Annotated in this window: 21 protein-coding genes; 7 read left to right on the top strand and 14 right to left on the bottom strand. The window is 62.9% G+C overall.

Features of this window, described 5'->3' with window-relative positions; all coding sequences use genetic code 11:
• Window positions 1-49 precede the first annotated feature (49 nt).
• The 3 genes from C6558_RS16105 to rplS all read right to left on the bottom strand — a co-directional run bounded on the left by C6558_RS16105 (window position 50) and on the right by rplS (window position 2,360).
• Window positions 50-871, bottom strand: coding sequence for an amino acid ABC transporter permease (locus tag C6558_RS16105; RefSeq protein WP_025425168.1), 822 nt, complete (start codon window positions 869-871; stop codon window positions 50-52).
• A gap of 9 nt (window positions 872-880) precedes the next feature.
• The gene (locus tag C6558_RS16100) at window positions 881-1,690 is read right to left on the bottom strand and encodes a transporter substrate-binding domain-containing protein (RefSeq protein WP_025425169.1); all 810 of its coding nucleotides are present in this window, start codon (window positions 1,688-1,690) and stop codon (window positions 881-883) included.
• 127 nt (window positions 1,691-1,817) lie between these two features.
• Complete coding sequence (gene rplS, locus C6558_RS16095) at window positions 1,818-2,360, bottom strand: 50S ribosomal protein L19 (protein ID WP_025425170.1); 543 nt, start codon at window positions 2,358-2,360, stop codon at window positions 1,818-1,820.
• A gap of 327 nt (window positions 2,361-2,687) precedes the next feature.
• Here rplS and C6558_RS16090 point away from each other — a divergent pair, with 327 nt between their 5' ends.
• Complete coding sequence (locus C6558_RS16090; RefSeq protein WP_025425171.1) at window positions 2,688-3,434, top strand: sulfite exporter TauE/SafE family protein; 747 nt, start codon at window positions 2,688-2,690, stop codon at window positions 3,432-3,434.
• On the opposite strand, the gene trmD is transcribed toward C6558_RS16090, so the two are convergent.
• The 6 genes from trmD to C6558_RS16060 all read right to left on the bottom strand — a co-directional run bounded on the left by trmD (window position 3,416) and on the right by C6558_RS16060 (window position 7,882).
• On the bottom strand, window positions 3,416-4,108 hold the full coding sequence (trmD, locus tag C6558_RS16085; protein WP_025425172.1) for a tRNA (guanosine(37)-N1)-methyltransferase TrmD: 693 nt from the start codon (window positions 4,106-4,108) through the stop codon (window positions 3,416-3,418). The genes C6558_RS16090 and trmD overlap by 19 nt on opposite strands.
• 11 nt (window positions 4,109-4,119) lie before the next feature.
• The gene (gene rimM / locus C6558_RS16080; protein ID WP_057218361.1) at window positions 4,120-4,680 is read right to left on the bottom strand and encodes a ribosome maturation factor RimM; all 561 of its coding nucleotides are present in this window, start codon (window positions 4,678-4,680) and stop codon (window positions 4,120-4,122) included.
• Between the two features lie 92 nt (window positions 4,681-4,772).
• Window positions 4,773-5,147: a 30S ribosomal protein S16 gene (gene rpsP / locus C6558_RS16075; protein WP_025425174.1), complete on the bottom strand. Its 375-nt coding sequence runs from the start codon at window positions 5,145-5,147 to the stop codon at window positions 4,773-4,775.
• Window positions 5,148-5,184: 37 nt separating this feature from the next.
• Window positions 5,185-5,520 (bottom strand): chorismate mutase, encoded by a 336-nt coding sequence (locus C6558_RS16070; RefSeq protein WP_025425175.1) that lies wholly within the window; start codon window positions 5,518-5,520, stop codon window positions 5,185-5,187.
• 13 nt (window positions 5,521-5,533) lie between these two features.
• Window positions 5,534-7,096 carry a signal recognition particle protein gene (ffh, locus tag C6558_RS16065; RefSeq protein WP_025425176.1) on the bottom strand — a complete coding sequence of 521 codons (1,563 nt, stop codon included), beginning with the start codon at window positions 7,094-7,096 and terminating at the stop codon, window positions 5,534-5,536.
• Window positions 7,097-7,399: 303 nt separating this feature from the next.
• Window positions 7,400-7,882, bottom strand: a complete 483-nt coding sequence (locus C6558_RS16060; protein WP_025425177.1) for a MarR family winged helix-turn-helix transcriptional regulator — start codon at window positions 7,880-7,882, stop codon at window positions 7,400-7,402.
• A gap of 129 nt (window positions 7,883-8,011) precedes the next feature.
• On the opposite strand from C6558_RS16060, the gene C6558_RS16055 reads away from it, so the two are divergent.
• The 6 genes from C6558_RS16055 to C6558_RS16030 all read left to right on the top strand — a co-directional run bounded on the left by C6558_RS16055 (window position 8,012) and on the right by C6558_RS16030 (window position 14,439).
• On the top strand, window positions 8,012-9,025 hold the full coding sequence (locus C6558_RS16055; RefSeq protein ID WP_025425178.1) for an MBL fold metallo-hydrolase: 1,014 nt from the start codon (window positions 8,012-8,014) through the stop codon (window positions 9,023-9,025).
• Window positions 9,026-9,131: 106 nt separating this feature from the next.
• Complete coding sequence (gene dapF, locus C6558_RS16050) at window positions 9,132-10,037, top strand: diaminopimelate epimerase (RefSeq protein ID WP_171520372.1); 906 nt, start codon at window positions 9,132-9,134, stop codon at window positions 10,035-10,037.
• Entirely contained in the window at window positions 10,034-11,308 is a 1,275-nt protein-coding gene (gene mtaB, locus C6558_RS16045) for a tRNA (N(6)-L-threonylcarbamoyladenosine(37)-C(2))-methylthiotransferase MtaB (protein WP_025425180.1), read from the top strand. Before dapF ends, mtaB begins: the two co-directional genes overlap by 4 nt.
• Window positions 11,309-11,326: 18 nt before the next feature.
• A complete protein-coding gene (gene ftsY / locus C6558_RS16040) occupies window positions 11,327-13,018 on the top strand; it encodes a signal recognition particle-docking protein FtsY (protein ID WP_025425181.1) in 1,692 nt (563 codons plus the stop codon).
• Between the two features lie 198 nt (window positions 13,019-13,216).
• Entirely contained in the window at window positions 13,217-13,849 is a 633-nt protein-coding gene (locus tag C6558_RS16035) for a septation protein A (RefSeq protein WP_025425182.1), read from the top strand.
• Complete coding sequence (locus tag C6558_RS16030; protein ID WP_025425183.1) at window positions 13,846-14,439, top strand: DUF2585 domain-containing protein; 594 nt, start codon at window positions 13,846-13,848, stop codon at window positions 14,437-14,439. Before C6558_RS16035 ends, C6558_RS16030 begins: the two co-directional genes overlap by 4 nt.
• Before the next feature lie 284 nt (window positions 14,440-14,723).
• Here the strand turns inward: C6558_RS16030 and C6558_RS16025 are convergent, their stop codons facing one another.
• From C6558_RS16025 to ccmA, 5 genes are all read right to left on the bottom strand, one after another.
• A complete protein-coding gene (locus tag C6558_RS16025; protein ID WP_025425184.1) occupies window positions 14,724-15,332 on the bottom strand; it encodes a DsbE family thiol:disulfide interchange protein in 609 nt (202 codons plus the stop codon).
• On the bottom strand, window positions 15,329-15,505 hold the full coding sequence (gene ccmD, locus C6558_RS16020; protein ID WP_171520373.1) for a heme exporter protein CcmD: 177 nt from the start codon (window positions 15,503-15,505) through the stop codon (window positions 15,329-15,331). Before ccmD ends, C6558_RS16025 begins: the two co-directional genes overlap by 4 nt.
• A gap of 5 nt (window positions 15,506-15,510) precedes the next feature.
• A complete protein-coding gene (locus tag C6558_RS16015; RefSeq protein WP_025425185.1) occupies window positions 15,511-16,272 on the bottom strand; it encodes a heme ABC transporter permease in 762 nt (253 codons plus the stop codon).
• Between the two features lie 177 nt (window positions 16,273-16,449).
• On the bottom strand, window positions 16,450-17,109 hold the full coding sequence (gene ccmB, locus C6558_RS16010; protein WP_025425186.1) for a heme exporter protein CcmB: 660 nt from the start codon (window positions 17,107-17,109) through the stop codon (window positions 16,450-16,452).
• A gap of 39 nt (window positions 17,110-17,148) precedes the next feature.
• On the bottom strand, window positions 17,149-17,799 hold the full coding sequence (gene ccmA / locus C6558_RS16005) for a heme ABC exporter ATP-binding protein CcmA (RefSeq protein ID WP_025425187.1): 651 nt from the start codon (window positions 17,797-17,799) through the stop codon (window positions 17,149-17,151).
• Window positions 17,800-17,895: the final 96 nt, after the last annotated feature.

The raw sequence follows: 17,895 nt of genomic DNA, 5'->3' as shown, positions 1-17,895 counted from the left end.
GGCCGTACATATCAATTTTTTGACACTTCGGCAATCGGTGGAAGCAGCCTCAACGCTGCTCGGCGCGCCGCAACCGCCGCTCGATCCCCCGCAAGCCCAGCGACAGGCCAATGGTCAGGACGAGATAGACATAGGCAACGATCGAATAGGTCTCGAAGAAGCGAAAGGAACCGGAGGCGTAGACCTTGCCCATCTGGGTGATGTCGGCGACGCCGAGCACCGAGACCAGCGAGGAGTCCTTGACCATGGCGACGAAGTCGTTGCCGAGCGGCGGCAGGATCACGCGGATCGCCTGCGGGAAGATCACCAGGCGAAACCGCTGGTAGCGCGTCAGGCCCAGCGCCTTGGCTGCCTCGACCTGACCCTTGTCGACCGAGAGGATGCCGGCCCGAAAGACTTCGGCGATGAAGGCGGAATAGCCGATCATCAGCGCCATGATCGCCCGCCACATCAGCGAGATGTCGCGCACCACCACCGGCTCCATCCAGCCGGCCGATATCAGCGGCGCGGTGATGAAGTTGGCGACCGTGACGAGCGTCGGCGCGCCGACGAAGGCGATGTAGAACAACAGGACGAGGATCGGCACGCCGCGGATGACCTCGGTGTAGAAGCGTGCGATCTGGCGAAGTGCCGCGTGCTCCGACAGCGCCATCAGCGCAATGCCGAGACCGAGCGTCGTCGCCAGCACGAAGCCCATCAGGGTCACGAAAATGGTGACGCCAATGCCCTTGAGGACGACGTTGAAGACTTCGGTGTAGATGTCATTGGTGACGATAACAGCGGCGAGCGCCACGGCAATCACCAGAAGGGCGACCAGCCACCAGGGATAGTCGCCCTTTCCGGACTTATCAGTCGATTGTGGGGAGGCCATGGCCTGCGATCAGCCGCCCATCTTGTAGTCGAGGAACCACTTCTTATCCAAGGCGTCGAAGGTTCCATCTTCCTTCAGCGCCTTGATCGCGGCGTTCACCGGGCCGACCAGGTCCGAACCCTTGGGATAGATGAAGCCGAAATCCTCGGTGCCGAGCGGGCCGCCGACGACCTTCAGCTTGCCTTCGGACGAATCGACATACCCCTTGGCGGCAACGCTGTCGGTCAGGACGACGTCGACGTCGCCGGCCTTGAGCGCCTGCACGGTGGCACCGAAGGTTTCGAACAGCTTGATGCGCGGGTTCTGCTCGTTGCCATCGAGCATTTCGTAGACGGCGGTGTAGAACGGCGAGGTGCCCGGCTGTGCGCCGACCAGACCGTCGGCGAAGGCGCCGAAGCTCTTGCCGTCGTTGAAGCGGTTCTCGTCGCCGCGCACCAGCATGAACTGCTGCGAGCGCATGTACGGATCGGAGAAGTCGACCTTCTCCTTGCGGTCGTCCTTGATGGTAATGCCGGTCATGCCGATCTGGTACTGGCCGTCGTGAACAGCCTGGATCATCGCGTCCCAGCTGGTGTTCTGGTACTCGACCTTGAAGTTCAGACGCTTGGCGATCTCGTTCATCGCATCATATTCCCAGCCGATCGCCTCACCGGTCTTCGGATCGACGAACTGCAGCGGCGGGTAGGCATTTTCCGTGACGACGACAACCGTCTTGCCACCGAGATCCGGCAGGTCGCTGGCGAAAGCCGGTGCAGAAAAAGCAAATGGAACGGCAAGTGCGGCTGCGATGCCCGCAAGCACATGGCGACGGATTGTCATTGGAAGAGCTCCCGAAAAGTGTGGCAGCGAAAAATGTCACGGATTGCTAAGAAAAGACAAGCGCATAGTACCAAAAAAGAAAGGCGGCCCGAGGCCGCCTTCCCTACAATCCCAAAGGATTGAAATCTTATTCCGCTGCGGCTTCAGCTGCCTTGGCTTCGGCGGCTTCTGCTGCTGCCTTGGCTTCTGCGGCTTCGGCTGCTGCCTTTTCGGCTGCAAGAGCCTGAGCTGCTGCGATCTTTTCAGCTTCGATCCGTGCCTTTTCCTCGACAACGGCCTGGCGCTCGGCGTCGTTCAGCTTGCGGGCGCGCGTACCGGTGTTTTCAACGATACGAGCCGACTTGCCGCGACGATCGCGCAGGTAGTAGAGCTTGGCGCGACGGACCTTACCGCGGCGAACCACTTCAACGCTCTCGACGAGCGGCGAGTAAACCGGGAATACGCGCTCAACGCCTTCGCCGTAGGAGATCTTGCGAACGGTGAAGCTTTCGTTGATGCCGCCGCCCGAACGAGCGATGCAAACGCCTTCATAGGCCTGAACGCGGGTACGCGTGCCTTCGACAACGCGGACGTTGACGCGCAGCGTGTCGCCTGCGGAGAAATCGGGGAGCGTGCGCTTGGCGGCAATCTTGGCGGCCTGTTCGGCTTCCAGCTGCTGGATGATGTTCATCGGGTTAACCTTTCAAGTTCTTCTGAAACAGCCAGAGCGCTCTCGATCGACCTGTCGGACGTACCTTCAGATGTTGCCGGACCCCGGCAGGAGCGGATTCACCATTCTTTGTTGGTGGTCGACGGGCAAACAACCCGAACCGGGGCGGCACTTACACGAAGAAAACCCGCTTGTCATCCCCGCAAGCCATATTTTCCGGGCCATGGAGGCGTTCGGCGCGAATTCTATCAGAGATTTCGAAATAACGCGCATTGAAATGCATTCAATCGCGGGCTTGCGGCTGCAAAGCCCGCGGGCTATGCCGAGCTGGGGGCGATGGGGGAGACCATGCATTTCTTCGAAGTACTTCTGCTTTTCGTCGCCGGTTTCCTGTCGGGCGTGGTCAATGCGATTGCCGGTGGCGGAACCTTCCTCACCTTCGGCGCCATGACCCTTGGCGGGTTGCCGCCGATTGTCGCCAATGCCACGTCGTCGATCATCCAGCTTCCCGGCTATATCACCTCGACCCTTGCCTATGCCAAGGAGATCCGCGCGGACCGCCGCCAGGCGATCCTTCTTGGCGTCATTTCGGCGGTCGGCGGACTTGCCGGCGCGGTGTTGCTGATCTCCCTGTCGAACGCCTCGTTTCGTGCGCTCGTCCCCTGGCTGCTGATCGCCGCGACGGCGATCTTCGCCGCCGGGCCGCTCCTGAAGCCCAAGGCCCGCATCGACGAGCATGCGATCAGCCCGGCCGGTGTCGTCAGCCAGTTCGCAACCTCGATCTATGGCGGCTTCTTCGGCGCCGGCATGGGCATCATGATGCTGGCGGTGTTGGGACTTGCCACCGGTGGCGGCTATCACCGCCTGAATGCGCTGAAGAACTTCATCTCGATCGTCATCGCCACCATCGCCATCGTGGTCTTCGCCGCCGGCGGGGTCGTGTCGTGGCTGCATGCGGCGATCATGGTTCCCGGTGCCGCCCTCGGCGGTTATCTCGGCGTCTGGGCGGCACGGCGCGTGCCGCAGGCGGTGATCCGCGCCTTGGTCGTCGCGGTCGGCTTGCTGCTCGCCGCCTATTACTTCTTCACGGGTTGAGGAAGCAGGTCCGGCCGACGCGCCTCGGTCAGCCGACGGGCTTCCGCCTCGCGCCACTTGGCGATGGCGCCGTGATTGCCCGAGGTCAGCACGGCCGGGATCTCCCTGCCCTCGAAGACCTGCGGACGGGTATAGTGCGGATGCTCCAGCAACCCGCCTTCGAAGCTTTCGTGAACGCCCGACAGCTCGTTGCCCATCACCCCGGGCAGGATGCGCACGACGGCATCGAGCAGCGTCAGCGCTGCCGGCTCGCCGCCCGAGAGGATATAGTCGCCGATCGACACTTCCTCGAGCGCGCGCCCGTCGATGACGCGCTGGTCGACACCTTCGAACCGCCCGCAGACGATGACCACGCCGGGACCGTCGGCAAGTTCGCGCACGCGCTTCTGCGTCAAGGGCCTACCGCGCGGGCTCATCAGCAGCCGCGGGCGATGATCGTCCTGCGACACCGCGTCGATCGCACGGGCGAGGACGTCGGGCCTCAGCACCATGCCGGCGCCGCCGCCGGCCGGCGTATCGTCGACGGTCCGGTGCTTGTCCTCCGCAAAGTCACGGATCTGCACGGCATCGATCGACCATTGGCCGCGCTCCAGCGCCCGGCCGGAGAGCGAGGCGCCGAGATGGCCGGGAAACATTTCGGGATAGAGCGTGAGAACCGTTGCGCGGAAGGACATTGCCTTGGCGCTCACTTGCGCCTGGCCGAAAACGGGCTGCCGGGCTCGTCCTTGTCGTCGATGAGGCCGGCGGCCAGCGGATCGACCAGCAGCTTGCCGCCTTCCAAATCGATCTCCAGAACGGACCATTCAGTAAAGGGAATGAGCACGGGGCGCTTGCCCGGCCCCTTGAGCTCCAGCAGGTCGCCCGCGCCGAAATCGAACACGCCCGTCACGGTGCCGTAGCTCTTGCCGCTGCCGTCGATGGCCTCGAGGCCCTCGAGGTCGGCATAGAAGAATTCGTCTTCGTCGAGATCGTCGTCGGGCAGATTGTCGCGATCGACGAACAGTTCGAGGCCATTCAGCGCCTCGGCGGCCGTGCGGTCGTTGACGCCGCGAAAGCGGACGACGACCACGTTCTTGGCCTCGCGGATTTCCAGCACCTCGAACACGCTCCCATCGGCGCTATGGAGATGGCCATAATCGCCGAGTGCCGTCGGGTCGTCGGTGAAAGACTTGACCCTGACCTCGCCGCGCAAACCTTGCGCCGCGCCGACAGTCGCCATCAGAACCGGGTTTTCGAGTTTGCTCATCATCCGTATCCGTTTGGGGATTTCAGGGTGCACATAACGGAAAACGGGCGGCATGGAAATGCCGCCCGTCTCCTTCATCCGTTTGCCGGATATTATTCCGCGGCACCTTCGGCAGCGGCAGCAGCGGCGTCTTCGGCCTTCTGCTTGGCTTCAGCAGCGCGCTCCTGAGCCTTCTTGCCCGGCAGACCCTTGTTCGGGTTGCTGCGAGCCGGACGCTGAGCGATACCGGCCTGGTCGAGGAAGCGCATGACGCGGTCGGTCGGCTGGGCGCCCTGGGCGATCCAGTGGCTGATGCGCTCGGCGTTCAGCTCGACGCGCTTTTCGTCGTCCTTGCCGAGCATCGGGTTCCAGGAACCGATCTTCTCGAGGAAGCGGCCGTCACGCGGGCTGCGGGCGTCGGCAACGACGATCTGGTAGTAAGGACGCTTCTTGGAACCGCCACGGGCGAGACGAATTTTCAGTGCCATTTGAGTAACTCCTTGCAGGCTTTCTTGACCGCTTCGTTCAAGCGGAATGGGTGGTGCCGACGGTGCCCGCGGAATGCGTGCGATCGGCGGCGATGGCTTCATGATGCCGGATGACTTCCTTGATGATGAAGTTCAGGAACTTCTCGGCGAAATCCGGATCCAGATTGGCATCCTTCGCCAGGTGGCGAAGACGTTCGATCTGGTATTCTTCGCGCGCCGCATCGGCCGGCGGCAGATTGTGCTTGGCCTTGAGAACGCCGACCGCCTGGGTGCAGCGGAACCGTTCGGCCAGCATGTGGACGAGCGCGGCATCGATGTTGTCGATCGACTGCCGGTAACCCGCCAATTCCTTTTTGATTTCGGGATCAATCATCTCTCACCGATCCTCACTTCTTCTTGGGTAGGCCCGGAAGGCCGGGGAAACCGCCAAGGCCCGGAAGCTTGGCGCCGCCGAGACCGGGCAGGCCGCCGCCGCCAAGGCCCGGCATGCCGCCGGGCTTGAGGCCGGCTGCTTCCGCCTGCTTCTGCAACGCTTCGAGCTGCTTGGGGTCGAGGCTCGACAGATCGGGCATGCCGCCGCCACCAAGGCCGCCGAGGCCCATCTTGCTGGCAAGGCCGCCCATCATCTGCTTCATCATGCCGCCTTTGCCCTTGCCGCCCATCATCTTCATCATGTCCGCCATCTGGCGGTGCATCTTCAGAAGCTTGTTGATGTCGGCAGCATCGGTGCCGGAACCGGCGGCGATGCGCTTCTTGCGGGAATGCTTCAGCATGTCCGGGTTGGCGCGCTCGGCCCTGGTCATCGAGGAGATGATGGCGATCTGGCGTCCGAACAGCTTGTCGTCGAGACCGGCCGAGGCCATCTTGTCCTTCATGCCGGCCATGCCGGGCATCAGGCCCATGATACCGCCCATGCCGCCCATCTTCTGCATCTGACGCAATTGGTCGGCGAGGTCGTTCAGGTCGAACTTGCCCTTGGCCATCTTGGCGGCCATTGCGGCCGCCTTTTCGGCGTCGATGTTCTCGGCAGCCTTTTCGACCAGCGAGATGATGTCGCCCATGCCGAGGATACGGTCGGCAACGCGGCGCGGATGGAACTCTTCGAGTTCGCCCATCTTTTCGCCGACGCCGATGAGCTTGATCGGCTTGCCGGTAACGGCGCGCATCGAAAGTGCTGCACCGCCGCGGCCGTCGCCGTCCATACGGGTGAGCACGAGGCCGGTGATGCCGACGCGTTCGTCGAAGTTGCGGGCGAGGTTGACGGCATCCTGACCGGTCAGCGCATCGGCGACCAGCAGGATCTCATGCGGATTGGACTTCCGCTTGATTTCCGCCATCTCGATCATCAGCGGCTCGTCGATATGCGTACGGCCGGCGGTGTCGAGGATGACGATGTCGTGGCCGCCGAGCTTGGCGGCCTGCACGGCGCGCGCGGCGATATCGGTCGGCGACTGGCCGGCGATGATTGGCAGCGTATCGACGCCGGCCTGAACGCCGAGCTGGCGAAGCTGCTCCTGGGCGGCCGGACGACGGGTGTCGAGCGAAGCCATCAGGACCTTCTTTTTGTCCCGCGTCTTCATCCGGCTGGCGATCTTGCCGGTGGTCGTCGTCTTGCCCGAGCCCTGCAGACCGACCATCATGATGACGACCGGTGCCGGCGCATTGAGGTCGATAGTGACGCCCTCGGAGCCCAGCATCTCGACCAGCTCGTCATGGACGAGCTTGACGACCATCTGCCCGGGCTTGATCGATTTCAGGATCTCGGCGCCAACGGCCTTCTCGCGAACCTTTTCAGTAAAGGAGCGCACGACGTCGAGGGCGACATCGGCTTCGAGCAACGCACGGCGAACCTCGCGAAGCGCCGCGGAAACATCTGCTTCCGACAATGCGCCGCGGCCGGTCAGTCCATTCAATATGGAACCAAGGCGGTCCTGGAGGCTCTCGAACATTCTCACTTCCTTCTGGTTTCCGGTGGCATGGAGACTAGCCGGAAACGTGGGTTCCTTCGCCTGAAAAACAAGGCGCAAAGCCAAAAACCACCCGAGGGCGCAACGCGCTGTCGGATGTTGACCTCCGGGCTCTCTTTATACCTTTACGGGGCCTGGTCGGTGGCTTCGAAGTCATCAACTTGCGAAGGAATTTGCCGCGATAAACAGGAAAGCGGCCGAAAAGTCAAGAACGGCCGGCAAATCCGGCAGCAGGGATTTCAGGCACGGACTGCGCCGCGACGCTCACAGCACCAATCCCGGCGGTCAAGAGCCTTCCTTGTCATCCGCTGCGCCAAGTTCACGTGCCAGCTCATCGAACGCCGTCGCGACGCGGGTCATGACCCTGAGTGCCGCAACCACTTCGGTCTGGTTGATATCGCCCAGAACCGCGTGCAGCAATTCGAGTTCGCGCCGGTGGATGGCCTCGAACAGGTCGCGACCGACAACGCTCGGCGCACAGAAATAGGCGCGTCGATGTTCCGGGTTGGGTTGCTTTTCCAGAAGTCCCTTTTCCAGCAGTCCGACGACGACGCGCAGCACGAACTGCCGTTTCATCGACAACCGCCGCGCCGCCTCCGGCACTGTCAATGGCTCCACGCAGAGAAGCTCGAGCACCGCCCTTTCGGCGACGGATATGCCCGAACCTTCCAGCATGTGCTCGATCGAACGATGCACATTGAGATGGATCGGCCGGACCAGTTTGATGGCCTTGTACAGACGTTCCTGTTTGTCGAAGCGAACCAGCATGAGGCACGATAGCAATCAAGTTGCTATTTTCAAGAATTTCTTAAACCTTGTCCCCTCACCCTGTCACGACGCATCGCAAGCGCCTATCTTTTTCAGACACCGCCACCAAACAATCGCCGGAAAGCGACGATGCCGAAGGTCAATCCTTATTATCGGGGGCCCGCCTCCGACCACTTCGACGGAACGCGGTTCTTCAACCCCAATGGCCGGCAGCCGCGGGGCATGGGCGACCTTCTGCGCTGGCAGCTCGGTCGAGGCAAGGTGAGGTGGCCGACGCATTATCCAAGCCCGTTTCAGCAGGCAAAGCCGGATCTGAGCATCGAGGCCGACCGCCTGCGGGTGACGATGATCGGCCACGCGAGCCTTTTGATCCAGGTGCATGGCTTCAACATACTGACCGACCCGGTCTGGGCACACAGGGTGAGCCCGTTTTCCTTCGTCGGCCCAGCACGGCGCAATGCGCCAGGCATCGAGATGGACGATCTGCCGCCGATCGACCTCGTGCTCGTCACCCACAACCACTACGACCATCTCGATCTCGATACGCTGGCAGCCCTCAACGAAGAGCACAGTCCGCTGATCGTCACGCCGCTCGGCAACGACACAATCATCCGCCGCGCCGTGCCGGACGCGACCATATCCGTTCTCGACTGGGGCGACCGGCTGGACCTTGAAGACGAACTGGTGATCCATGCCGAGCCCTGCCATCACTGGTCGGCGCGCGGCTCCGGCGATCGCCGCATGGCGCTCTGGGCGGCCTTCGTCATCGAAACCCCTGTTGGCAAGATTTACCACGTCGGCGACACCGGCTTTCACGGCGGCATCAACTATCGCGCCGCCCGCGAAAAACATGGCGGCTTCCGCCTCGCCAACCTGCCCTTCGGCGCCTACGAGCCGCGCTGGTTCATGCAGGATCATCACCAGAACCCGGAAGAGGCGGTGCAGGGCATGATCGACTGCGCCGCCGACCACGTGGCTGGGCACCACTGGGGAACCTTCCGCTTGACCGATGAAGGCGTCGATGCACCGGTCAAGGCGCTCGAACAGGCGCTTGACGAGGCCGAGATTGCCCGCACGCGCTTCAGGGCCATGCGCCCGGGCGAAATCTTCGATGTGCCGCCTTCGTCGTCGACGCGCCAATGAAGCCGGCACTGGGAAGCCGGCACTGGTAATTTCCGGGCTTTTCCGCCATATACAGCCCAAATGAAGGGTGCCTCCGCTTGGCGAGGCTGGTTTGGACAATCGCGACATGGTCGACAACGTGCAATTTGCCAGAATGAACGGGCTTGGAAACAAGATCCTGGTCGTCGACATGCGCGGCCGCCGCGACCGCGTGACGCCGCAGGCTGCCATATCGCTCAACGCCGATCCGGCCACCGCCTTCGACCAGATCATGGCGATCCACGATCCGAAGGCCGCCGGCACCGACGCGTGGATCGATATCGTCAATTCCGACGGCTCGATGGCCCAGGCCTGCGGTAACGGCACGCGCTGCGTCGTCCAGGCGCTTGCCGCCGAAACCGGTAAGAAGGCCTTTCTCTTCCATACGGTTGCTGGCCTGCTCGAAGCCAAGGAGCACGACGACGGCACGATCTCCGTCGACATGGGAAGCCCGCGCTTCGGCTGGGACGAAATCCCGCTGTCGGAAGAGTTTCACGACACGCGCCGGATCGAGCTGCAGATCGGCCCGATCGACAATCCCGTGCTGCATTCGCCGTCGGTTGCCTCGATGGGCAATCCGCACGCGATCTTCTGGGTCGACAACGACGTCTGGTCCTATGACCTCGAACGCTTCGGGCCGCTGCTCGAAAACCACCCGATGTTCCCGGAGCGGGCCAACATCTCGATTGCGCGCGTGCTTTCGCGAAATGAACTGGACCTCAGAACCTGGGAACGCGGGGCCGGCCTGACGCTTGCCTGCGGTTCTGCTGCCTGTGCTGCGGCCGTCAGCGCCGCCCGGACCGACCGCACCGACCGCAGGGTGATCGTCAACGTGCCCGGTGGCCCACTGTCGATCGAGTGGCGTGAAGCGGACGACCATGTCGTCATGACCGGCCCGGCCGAATGGGAATGGTCGGGAACCGTCGACCCTGCGACCGGCGCCTGGCAGCGCGATGAAACCCAACCGGGAACCGCCGAGGCCCGGGCGCTTTGAGCGGCGTCGAGGTCATAACCTTCGGCTGCCGTCTCAATACCTACGAATCCGAAGTGATGCGGGCGGAAGCCGAAAAGGCGGGGTTGAACAACGCCATCCTCGTCAACACCTGTGCGGTGACCGGCGAGGCCGTGCGCCAGGCGCGCCAGGCGATCCGCCGCGCCCGCCGCGACAACCCGCATGCCCGCATCATTGTCACCGGCTGCGCCGCCCAGACGGAGAAGGAAACCTTCGCCGGTATGGCCGAGGTCGACGCCGTGCTCGGCAACGAGGAGAAGCTGAAAAGCGCCTCCTACCGATCGCTGCCCGATTTCGGCGTCTCGGCGGAAGAAAAGCTGCGCGTCAACGACATCATGAGCGTGCGGGCCACAGCACCACAGATGGTCAAGCATATCGACGGTCACGTACGCGCCTTCATCCAGGTGCAGAACGGCTGCGATCACCGCTGTACCTTCTGCATCATCCCTTATGGACGCGGCAATTCCCGCTCGGTACCGATGGGTGCGGTGGTCGACCAGGCACGCAGGCTCGTCGAGGGCGGCTACAGCGAGATCGTGCTCACCGGCGTCGATGCGACGAGCTACGGCGCCGATCTGCCGGGAACCCCGACGCTGGGACTGTTGGCAAAGACGCTTCTCAAACAGGTGCCGGATATCCGCCGCCTGCGCCTTTCCTCGATCGACGGCATCGAGGCCGACGGCCATCTGTTCGATTTGATTGCCGACGAAGCGCGCTTCATGCCGCATCTGCATCTGTCGCTGCAGCATGGCGACGACATGATCCTGAAGCGCATGAAACGTCGCCATTCGAGCGCCGACGCCCTCGCCTTCACGGACAAGGTCCGGCGCTTGCGCCCCGATATCAGTCTCGGCGCCGACATGATCGCCGGCTTCCCGACGGAAACCGAAGAGATGTTTGAAAATGCCGTGCGGCTTGCCAAGGATTGCGGCATCGCCCATCTGCACGTCTTTCCCTATAGCCCCCGTCCCGGCACGCCGGCAGCGCGTATGCCGCAGCTTGACCGGGCGCTGGTCAAGGATCGCGCCGCCCGCCTTCGCGCGACGGGCGCGGCCCTTTATGCCCGCCATCTCGAAGGCATGGTCGGCAGCGCGCAGACGCTGCTGGTCGAAAACAACGGCCTCGCTCACACCGAAAACTTCACGCTCGTCGACGCCGCCGGCCTCAAACCCCGTGCGCTTGTGCCGGTCACGATCACCGGCCACAATGGCAAGCATCTGACGATGCAGGTAAAACAGATGGCTGCGGCCTGACTCATGCGGAATCCCTGAATGGCAATCGGTTTCATCAAGAAGATCTTCTCCTTCGGCAAGGGCACTGTCGAGGAAACCAAGCCGCAGGATGCCGCGCCGGAAGCGGACGTCGCAGCAGCGGTACCGGCCGAAGTGCCGCCGGCGCCGGAGCCCGTTATCCCCGAGGCGATCGCCCCGGTCGACGTAGAAATCGACGAGCCCGTTGCCGAGCAGTCCGCGGCCGAAGAAGCCTCTGAAGAACTGCTTGAGCCGCTGTCTGATATCGAAGCCCTGCCGCTTGCCGTCGAGGACCCGATCCTGCCGGCCGAGATCGAGACCGCGGGCGGACCGGCATCGGACGAGGCGCGCAACGACGAGAATACCTCTGTCAGCGAAGACGCGGTCGTGCCCGTGGATGCAGCGGCAGAACAGGGAGAACTGTCGCCCACAACGCAAGAGGCGCTTGAGGCCTACGCCGCGCTTCAGGAAACAGCACCGGAAGAGCCGCCTGTCGAGCCAGAGGATCTGGCCGAGCAGGAGGAAATCGCAGCCGTCGAAGATCAGCCGATCGGCGACGATGCGAGCGATGAACTGGCTGCAGATGCGGCACCTGTCGAGGATGTCGTCGAACAAGACGACAGTGTTTTCGAGGCGCCAGTTTCAGAGGCAGCGGTCCCCGAGGAGCCGGTCCTCGGAACGCCGCTGCCCGAAGCACCTGCCCCCGAAGCTGTTATTGCCGCCAGCCTGCCGAAGGGTTTTGCCAGCGCTGCCGAGCGCGCGCAGGAAGAGCCCGTTGCCGCGCCACAGCCCAAGCTTACCTGGTATCAGCGCCTGCGCCGCGGGCTTGCCCGCACCTCGTCGCAACTGACCGGCCAGATCGCCAGCCTCTTTACCAAGCGCAAGCTCGACGAGGCGACGCTGCAGGACCTGGAGGATCTGCTGATCCAGGCCGATCTCGGCGTCGAGACTGCCATGCGCATCACCGATACGCTCGCCTCCGAGCGCTACGGCAAGGACGTGTCCGGCGAGGACGTGTCGCGGATCATGGCCGGCGAAATCACCAAGGTGCTTTCGCCCGTCGCCAAGCCGCTGGAACTCGACCTCAGCCACAAGCCGCATGTCATCCTGGTCGTCGGCGTCAACGGCACGGGCAAGACCACGACGATCGGCAAGCTCGCGGCCAAGTTGTCGGGCGCCGGCCTCAAGGTGATGCTCGCCGCCGGCGACACCTTCCGCGCCGCCGCCATCGAGCAGCTGAAGATCTGGGCCGATCGCACCAAGTCCGACATCGTTTCATCGAAGCTCGGCGCCGATGCCGCCGGCCTTGCTTATGAGGCCTTCCAGCAGGCGCGCGAAAAGAAGGCCGACGTGCTGATCATCGACACCGCGGGTCGGCTGCAGAACAAGGCCGAGCTGATGGCCGAACTGGAAAAGATCGTGCGCGTGCTCGGCAAGCTCGACCCGGACGCACCGCACACGGTGCTGCAGACGCTTGACGCCACCACCGGCCAGAACGCGCTGCAGCAGGTGGAGATCTTCCGCAACGTCGCCGGCGTCAGCGGGCTGATCATGACCAAGCTCGACGGCACGGCCCGCGGCGGCATTCTCGTCGCCATCTCCGCCAAGCACAAGCTGCCGGTCTATTTCATCGGCGTCGGCGAAGGCATCGACGATCTCGAACCATTCGAGGCCAAGGATTTCGCCGAGGCGATCGCGGGCGTCGCCGCGTGACGGCGGATGTCCGCCACGTCTTGTTCGAGGCAATGCGCCATAAGAGGCAATCTTTGATCGGCAGCATGATTTGCCCGTAAATCGGTTCCGACTTACGGAAATGTCCGGTGGCGTTTGCGCAAGCCGGCTGCCTTGATATGGTTTTGCCGCAAAGCTGGTGTTATGAGCGGCAGGCACATGCAAAAACAGGATCCCGAAATGTCGACGATCGAGGCTACCAAGCCGCAGAAGGAAGTCAGCCCGCTGTTGAAGCTGGTGCTGGAGCTCGGACCCCTGATGGTCTTCTTCTTCGCCAATTCCCGCGGCGAGTGGCTGGCCGGACATTTCCCGACGCTCTCCGAACTCGGCGGCCCGATCTTCATCGCGACCGGCCTGTTCATGGCCGCCACCGCGATTGCGCTCGTGGTCTCCTGGATGCTGACGCGCACGCTGCCTATGATGCCACTGATCTCCGGCATCGTCGTCTTCGTCTTCGGCGCGCTGACCCTCTGGCTGCAGAACGATACCTTCATCAAGATGAAACCGACGATCGTCAACACGCTGTTCGGCACGATCCTGCTCGGCGGGCTTCTCTTCGGCAAGTCGTTGCTCGGCTACGTCTTCCACTCCGCCTTCAAGCTCGATGAAGACGGCTGGCGCAAGCTGACGGTGCGGTGGGGCATTTTCTTCCTGGTGCTGGCCGTACTCAACGAGGTCATCTGGCGTTCGTTCTCCACCGATTTCTGGGTGGCGTTCAAGGTCTGGGGCACGATGCCCATCACCATCCTGTTTACACTGGCGCAAATGCCGTTGATCATGAAGCATTCGCTGGATCAGGATAGCGCCAAGTGAGCACAGCCATCGACGGCAATGACAGTCAGAACCGGCGGGCGCTGCTCTGGTTCGTGGCCTGTGTCGGCGTTCTCGCGATCCAGGTCATCACCCAGCATCTGATGGGTCGCATCTGGATCTGCGACTGCGGCTACGTCAAAATCTTCGAACCCGTCGTCAAATCGAGCGGCAATTCCCAGCACATTGCTGACTGGTACACGCCGTCGCACATCATCCACGGCTTCCTGTTCTATGGCCTCGGCCACCTGCTTCTGCGCGGCAAGCCACTGACCGCCAAGCTGTTCCTGGCGATGGTCATCGAATCCGCCTGGGAGATCGCCGAAAACACCCCAATGGTGATCGACCGCTACCGCTCGGCGACGATCTCGCTCGACTATTTCGGCGACAGCATCCTCAATTCGACGATGGACACGCTGGCCATGGTCGCCGGCTTCCTGTTTGCCGCCCGCATGCCCGTCTGGCTGACCGTTTTGATCGCCATCGGCTTCGAACTCTTCACCGGCTGGCTGATCCGCGACAACCTCACCCTCAATGTGCTGATGCTGGTCTGGCCGCTGGATGCAATTCGCGAGTGGCAGGCGGCGATTTAAGGCGGCGGTTCGCTCATCCCCGCCCCCGGAAAGTTGGCTGGAGGCGAACAATCAACCTCCTTCATCCCTGTGCTTGTCACAGGGATCCAGCAGCGCCGCGTCGGCGGCGCGCGAGACTCCGCCCTGACTGCAAGGCGAACTTTCTTGGAAAATTAAGCAGCCCATGGTCATTCACGGTGCGGACGCACCGTGGCTGGATCCCTGTGACGAGCACAGGATGAGGCGCGAATCGTAGCCGTTGCACGAAACGTTACGAGGTCAATTGCGGACTTGGCCTGAACCGCTCAAGAACCAGCGGCAGCCTTCTCGATCGCCGGCATCAGCCCTTCCTTCACGCTCTTCTCGTCGAACGGACCGACGCGCTTGTAAAGGATCGTGCCGTCGGCGCCGACGAGATAGGATTCGGGAATACCGTAGACGCCCCAGTCGATCGCCGCCTTGCCGCGCGGATCAACACCGACGGCTGCAAAGGGATTGCCGAGTTCGCCCAGGAACCGGAGGGCGTTTTCGTTCTGGTCCTTGTAGTTGATGCCGACGACCGTCAGACGCTCGTCCTTCGACAGTTCGAGAATGAACGGATGCTCCTGCCGGCACGGCACACACCAGGAAGCCCAGACATTGACCAGCGTCAGCTTGCCCTTGATGGCAGCGTCGGTCAGCGCCGGCATCGGCTGGCCGTCCCGGGTCGCGCCTTCGAGCGGCGACATGTCGAGCATCGGCGCCTTGGTGCCGATCAGCGCCGAGGGGATTTCGCTGACATCCTTGCCGGAATTGAGCTGGCTCCAGAAGATGGCGGCAAGCGCCGCGAAGATCGCCAGCGGCAGCAGCGCAAGGCCGACACGCAGGGCTCCGGGCTTGCGCTCCTCGCTACCGGGTGCGGGGCTGCTTGTCATCGCGGCTCTCCGGTTGCTGCTTCCGCCGAACGCCGGCGTACCCCTGCCGCTTCGAGTTCGCGCAGCTCACGCTGGCGCGCGCGCCCGTCGGCGATCACCCAGAGACAGAGGCCGACGACGGTCAGCGTCGCGATCCCGTAGCTGGCAAAAACATAGGCAGCGTGGCTCATCATTTGGATCAGACCTCCCGGCCGGCACTTCGGGCCGCCAGACGGCGAAGCGACGTCACACGCCGGCGCCAGATCTCGTTGCGCATGGCGGCGATGTGCAGCGTGAAGAACAGAAGCGTGAAGGCGATGGCCATGACGACGAGCGGGCGGAGAAACTCCGGGTCGATCGTCGGGCCATCAAGCCTGAGTACGCTCGCCGGCTGATGCAGCGTGTTCCACCATTCGACCGAAAACTTGATGATCGGAATGTTGACGAAGCCGACCAGCACCAGCACGGCCGAGACGCGCGACGAACGCGCCGGGTCGTCGATGGCGCGGTTGAGCGCCATCAGCCCGAGATACATCAGAAACAGCACGAAGACCGACGTCAGTCGTGCATCCCAAACCCACCAGGCGCCCCACATCGGTTTGCCCCACAGCGAGCCGGTGACGAGCGCCAGGAAGGTGAAACAGGCGCCGATCGGCGCTGCGGCCCGCGACGACACGTCGGCCAGCGGATGCCGCCAGACGAGCGTGCCAATGGCAGCGAGCGCCATCACCGAGTAACACATCATCGACAGCCAGGCGGCCGGCACATGCACATACATGATGCGCACCGTCTCGCCTTGCTGATAGTCGCCTTCCGTCGTGAACGACAGCCAGAGGCCGAGGACGAAGAAAAGCGCCGTCAGCGCCGCAAACCACGGCAGGACGCGATCGGCCAGCGCCAGAAACCGCGTCGGGTTGGCGAGATCGCTGAATTTGCGGATAGCAAGGCTGTTTTCGCTCATGATGGCTCTTTAACGCCTAAGGCCCTTTGCTGCAATTGATCCCCGTCAATCACGAGATCACGATGGTTCTTCTGTCGCATCAACCCAACGATCATAAACGTCATCGATTTTAACAGGTTAGAGCGGGAGACAGACGGAAAACCGCAAACAGTTTATCGGTTTCCCGCACCATCCGCGTCAGTCGGACGCATGGCGAAGCGCCGCGGCGGCGGCAACCGGCCCGATGACGGCAAAAAACAGGGTGATTGCCATCAATATCATCAAGGGCGGCAGAAACGGGGCCGGGTCCTCGATCGCCGCATAGACGGCGCTGACGCCGAAGATCAGCACCGGAATGGCAAGCGGCAGCACCAGGATCGACACCAGCAGACCACCGCGCGGCAGCGACACGGCAACGGCCGCACCGACGGCACCGATGAAGGTGATCGCCGGCGTTCCGACAAGCAGCGTCAGCATGGTGGCGCCGATTGCAAGCTCGTCCATGTTCATGAACAGGCCGAGCAGCGGTGCAGCGATCACCAGCGGCAGGCCGGTGGCGGCCCAGTGGGCCGCGCATTTGACGAACACGGTGGCGAGCAGCGGCGTTTCCTGCATCAGCATCAGATCGAGCGACCCGTCTTCGCGCTCCGCCTGGAACAGCCGGTCGAGACCGAGCAGCGACGCGAGCAGCGCCCCGATCCACAGGATGGCAGGCCCGATCCGCGCGAGAAGATTAAGGTCAGGGCCGACACCGAAGGGGATGACGGCGACGACCGTCATGAAGAACAAAACGCCGATCATCGCGCCGCCGCCGGCGCGGATGGAAAGCTTGAGGTCGCGGAGGAAGAGCGCGATCACCTGCACGCCCCTTTCATCTCTTTGCCCGCGATCGCCAGATTACGCGTCATGCCACATGCCTCCGCCGACGCCGGCAAAGCCGGTCATCCGCAATTCCCCAGTGCGCTCGAGCCCGAGCGGCTGATGCGTGGCCGCAACGACGATGCCGCCCTGATCCAGATGCGCGTTGACCAATCCGGCAAAAAGCCTGTCGGCACCGGCGTCGAGCGCCGCCGTCGGCTCGTCGAGGATCCAGATCGGACGGTGGGCGACAAGCAGCTTGGCCATCGCCATGCGCCTCTGCTGGCCGGCCGAAAGATAGCCGAAGGGTAGGTGCGCGATCCCAGGAAGGCCGACGGCTTCCACCGCTTCGACCAGGTCCCTGCCCGAGCCACCGGGCGAATCACCCATGAAGTTTTTCCAGAAGGAAAGATTTTCCGCGACGGTCAGCTCGCGTTTCATCGCATTTCGGTGGCCGAGATAGTGGCTGAGCTCTGACGGATGGCGCATTTCAGGAGGGCCATTCTCAAGTTTGAGACTGCCCTTTTCAGCCATGAGAAGACCGGCCAGAACACGCAGCAAAGTCGATTTTCCCGACCCGTTCGGACCCGTCACCACAAGGGCTTCGCCGGCACTAAGAGCAAAGGAAATATCGTTAAAAATCAGATCCTCGCCTCGCCTCGCACTCAGACCTTCAGCCAGCAGGCGCATGAATTTTCAGTTTCCCTTTACACTCTTTGCCGCAGGGCAAAAAAAAGTCCCGATTGGACCTTGGTTGGTCTGGCACGATTTGGAGAAATTATCTAT

The sequence above is a fragment of the Ensifer sp. NM-2 genome, from assembly GCF_003024455.1.
Lineage (GTDB): Bacteria > Pseudomonadota > Alphaproteobacteria > Rhizobiales > Rhizobiaceae > Ensifer > Ensifer canadensis.
The sequence above is the reverse complement of the archived record's forward strand: the minus strand, read 5'-3'. Positions and strand labels throughout refer to the sequence as shown.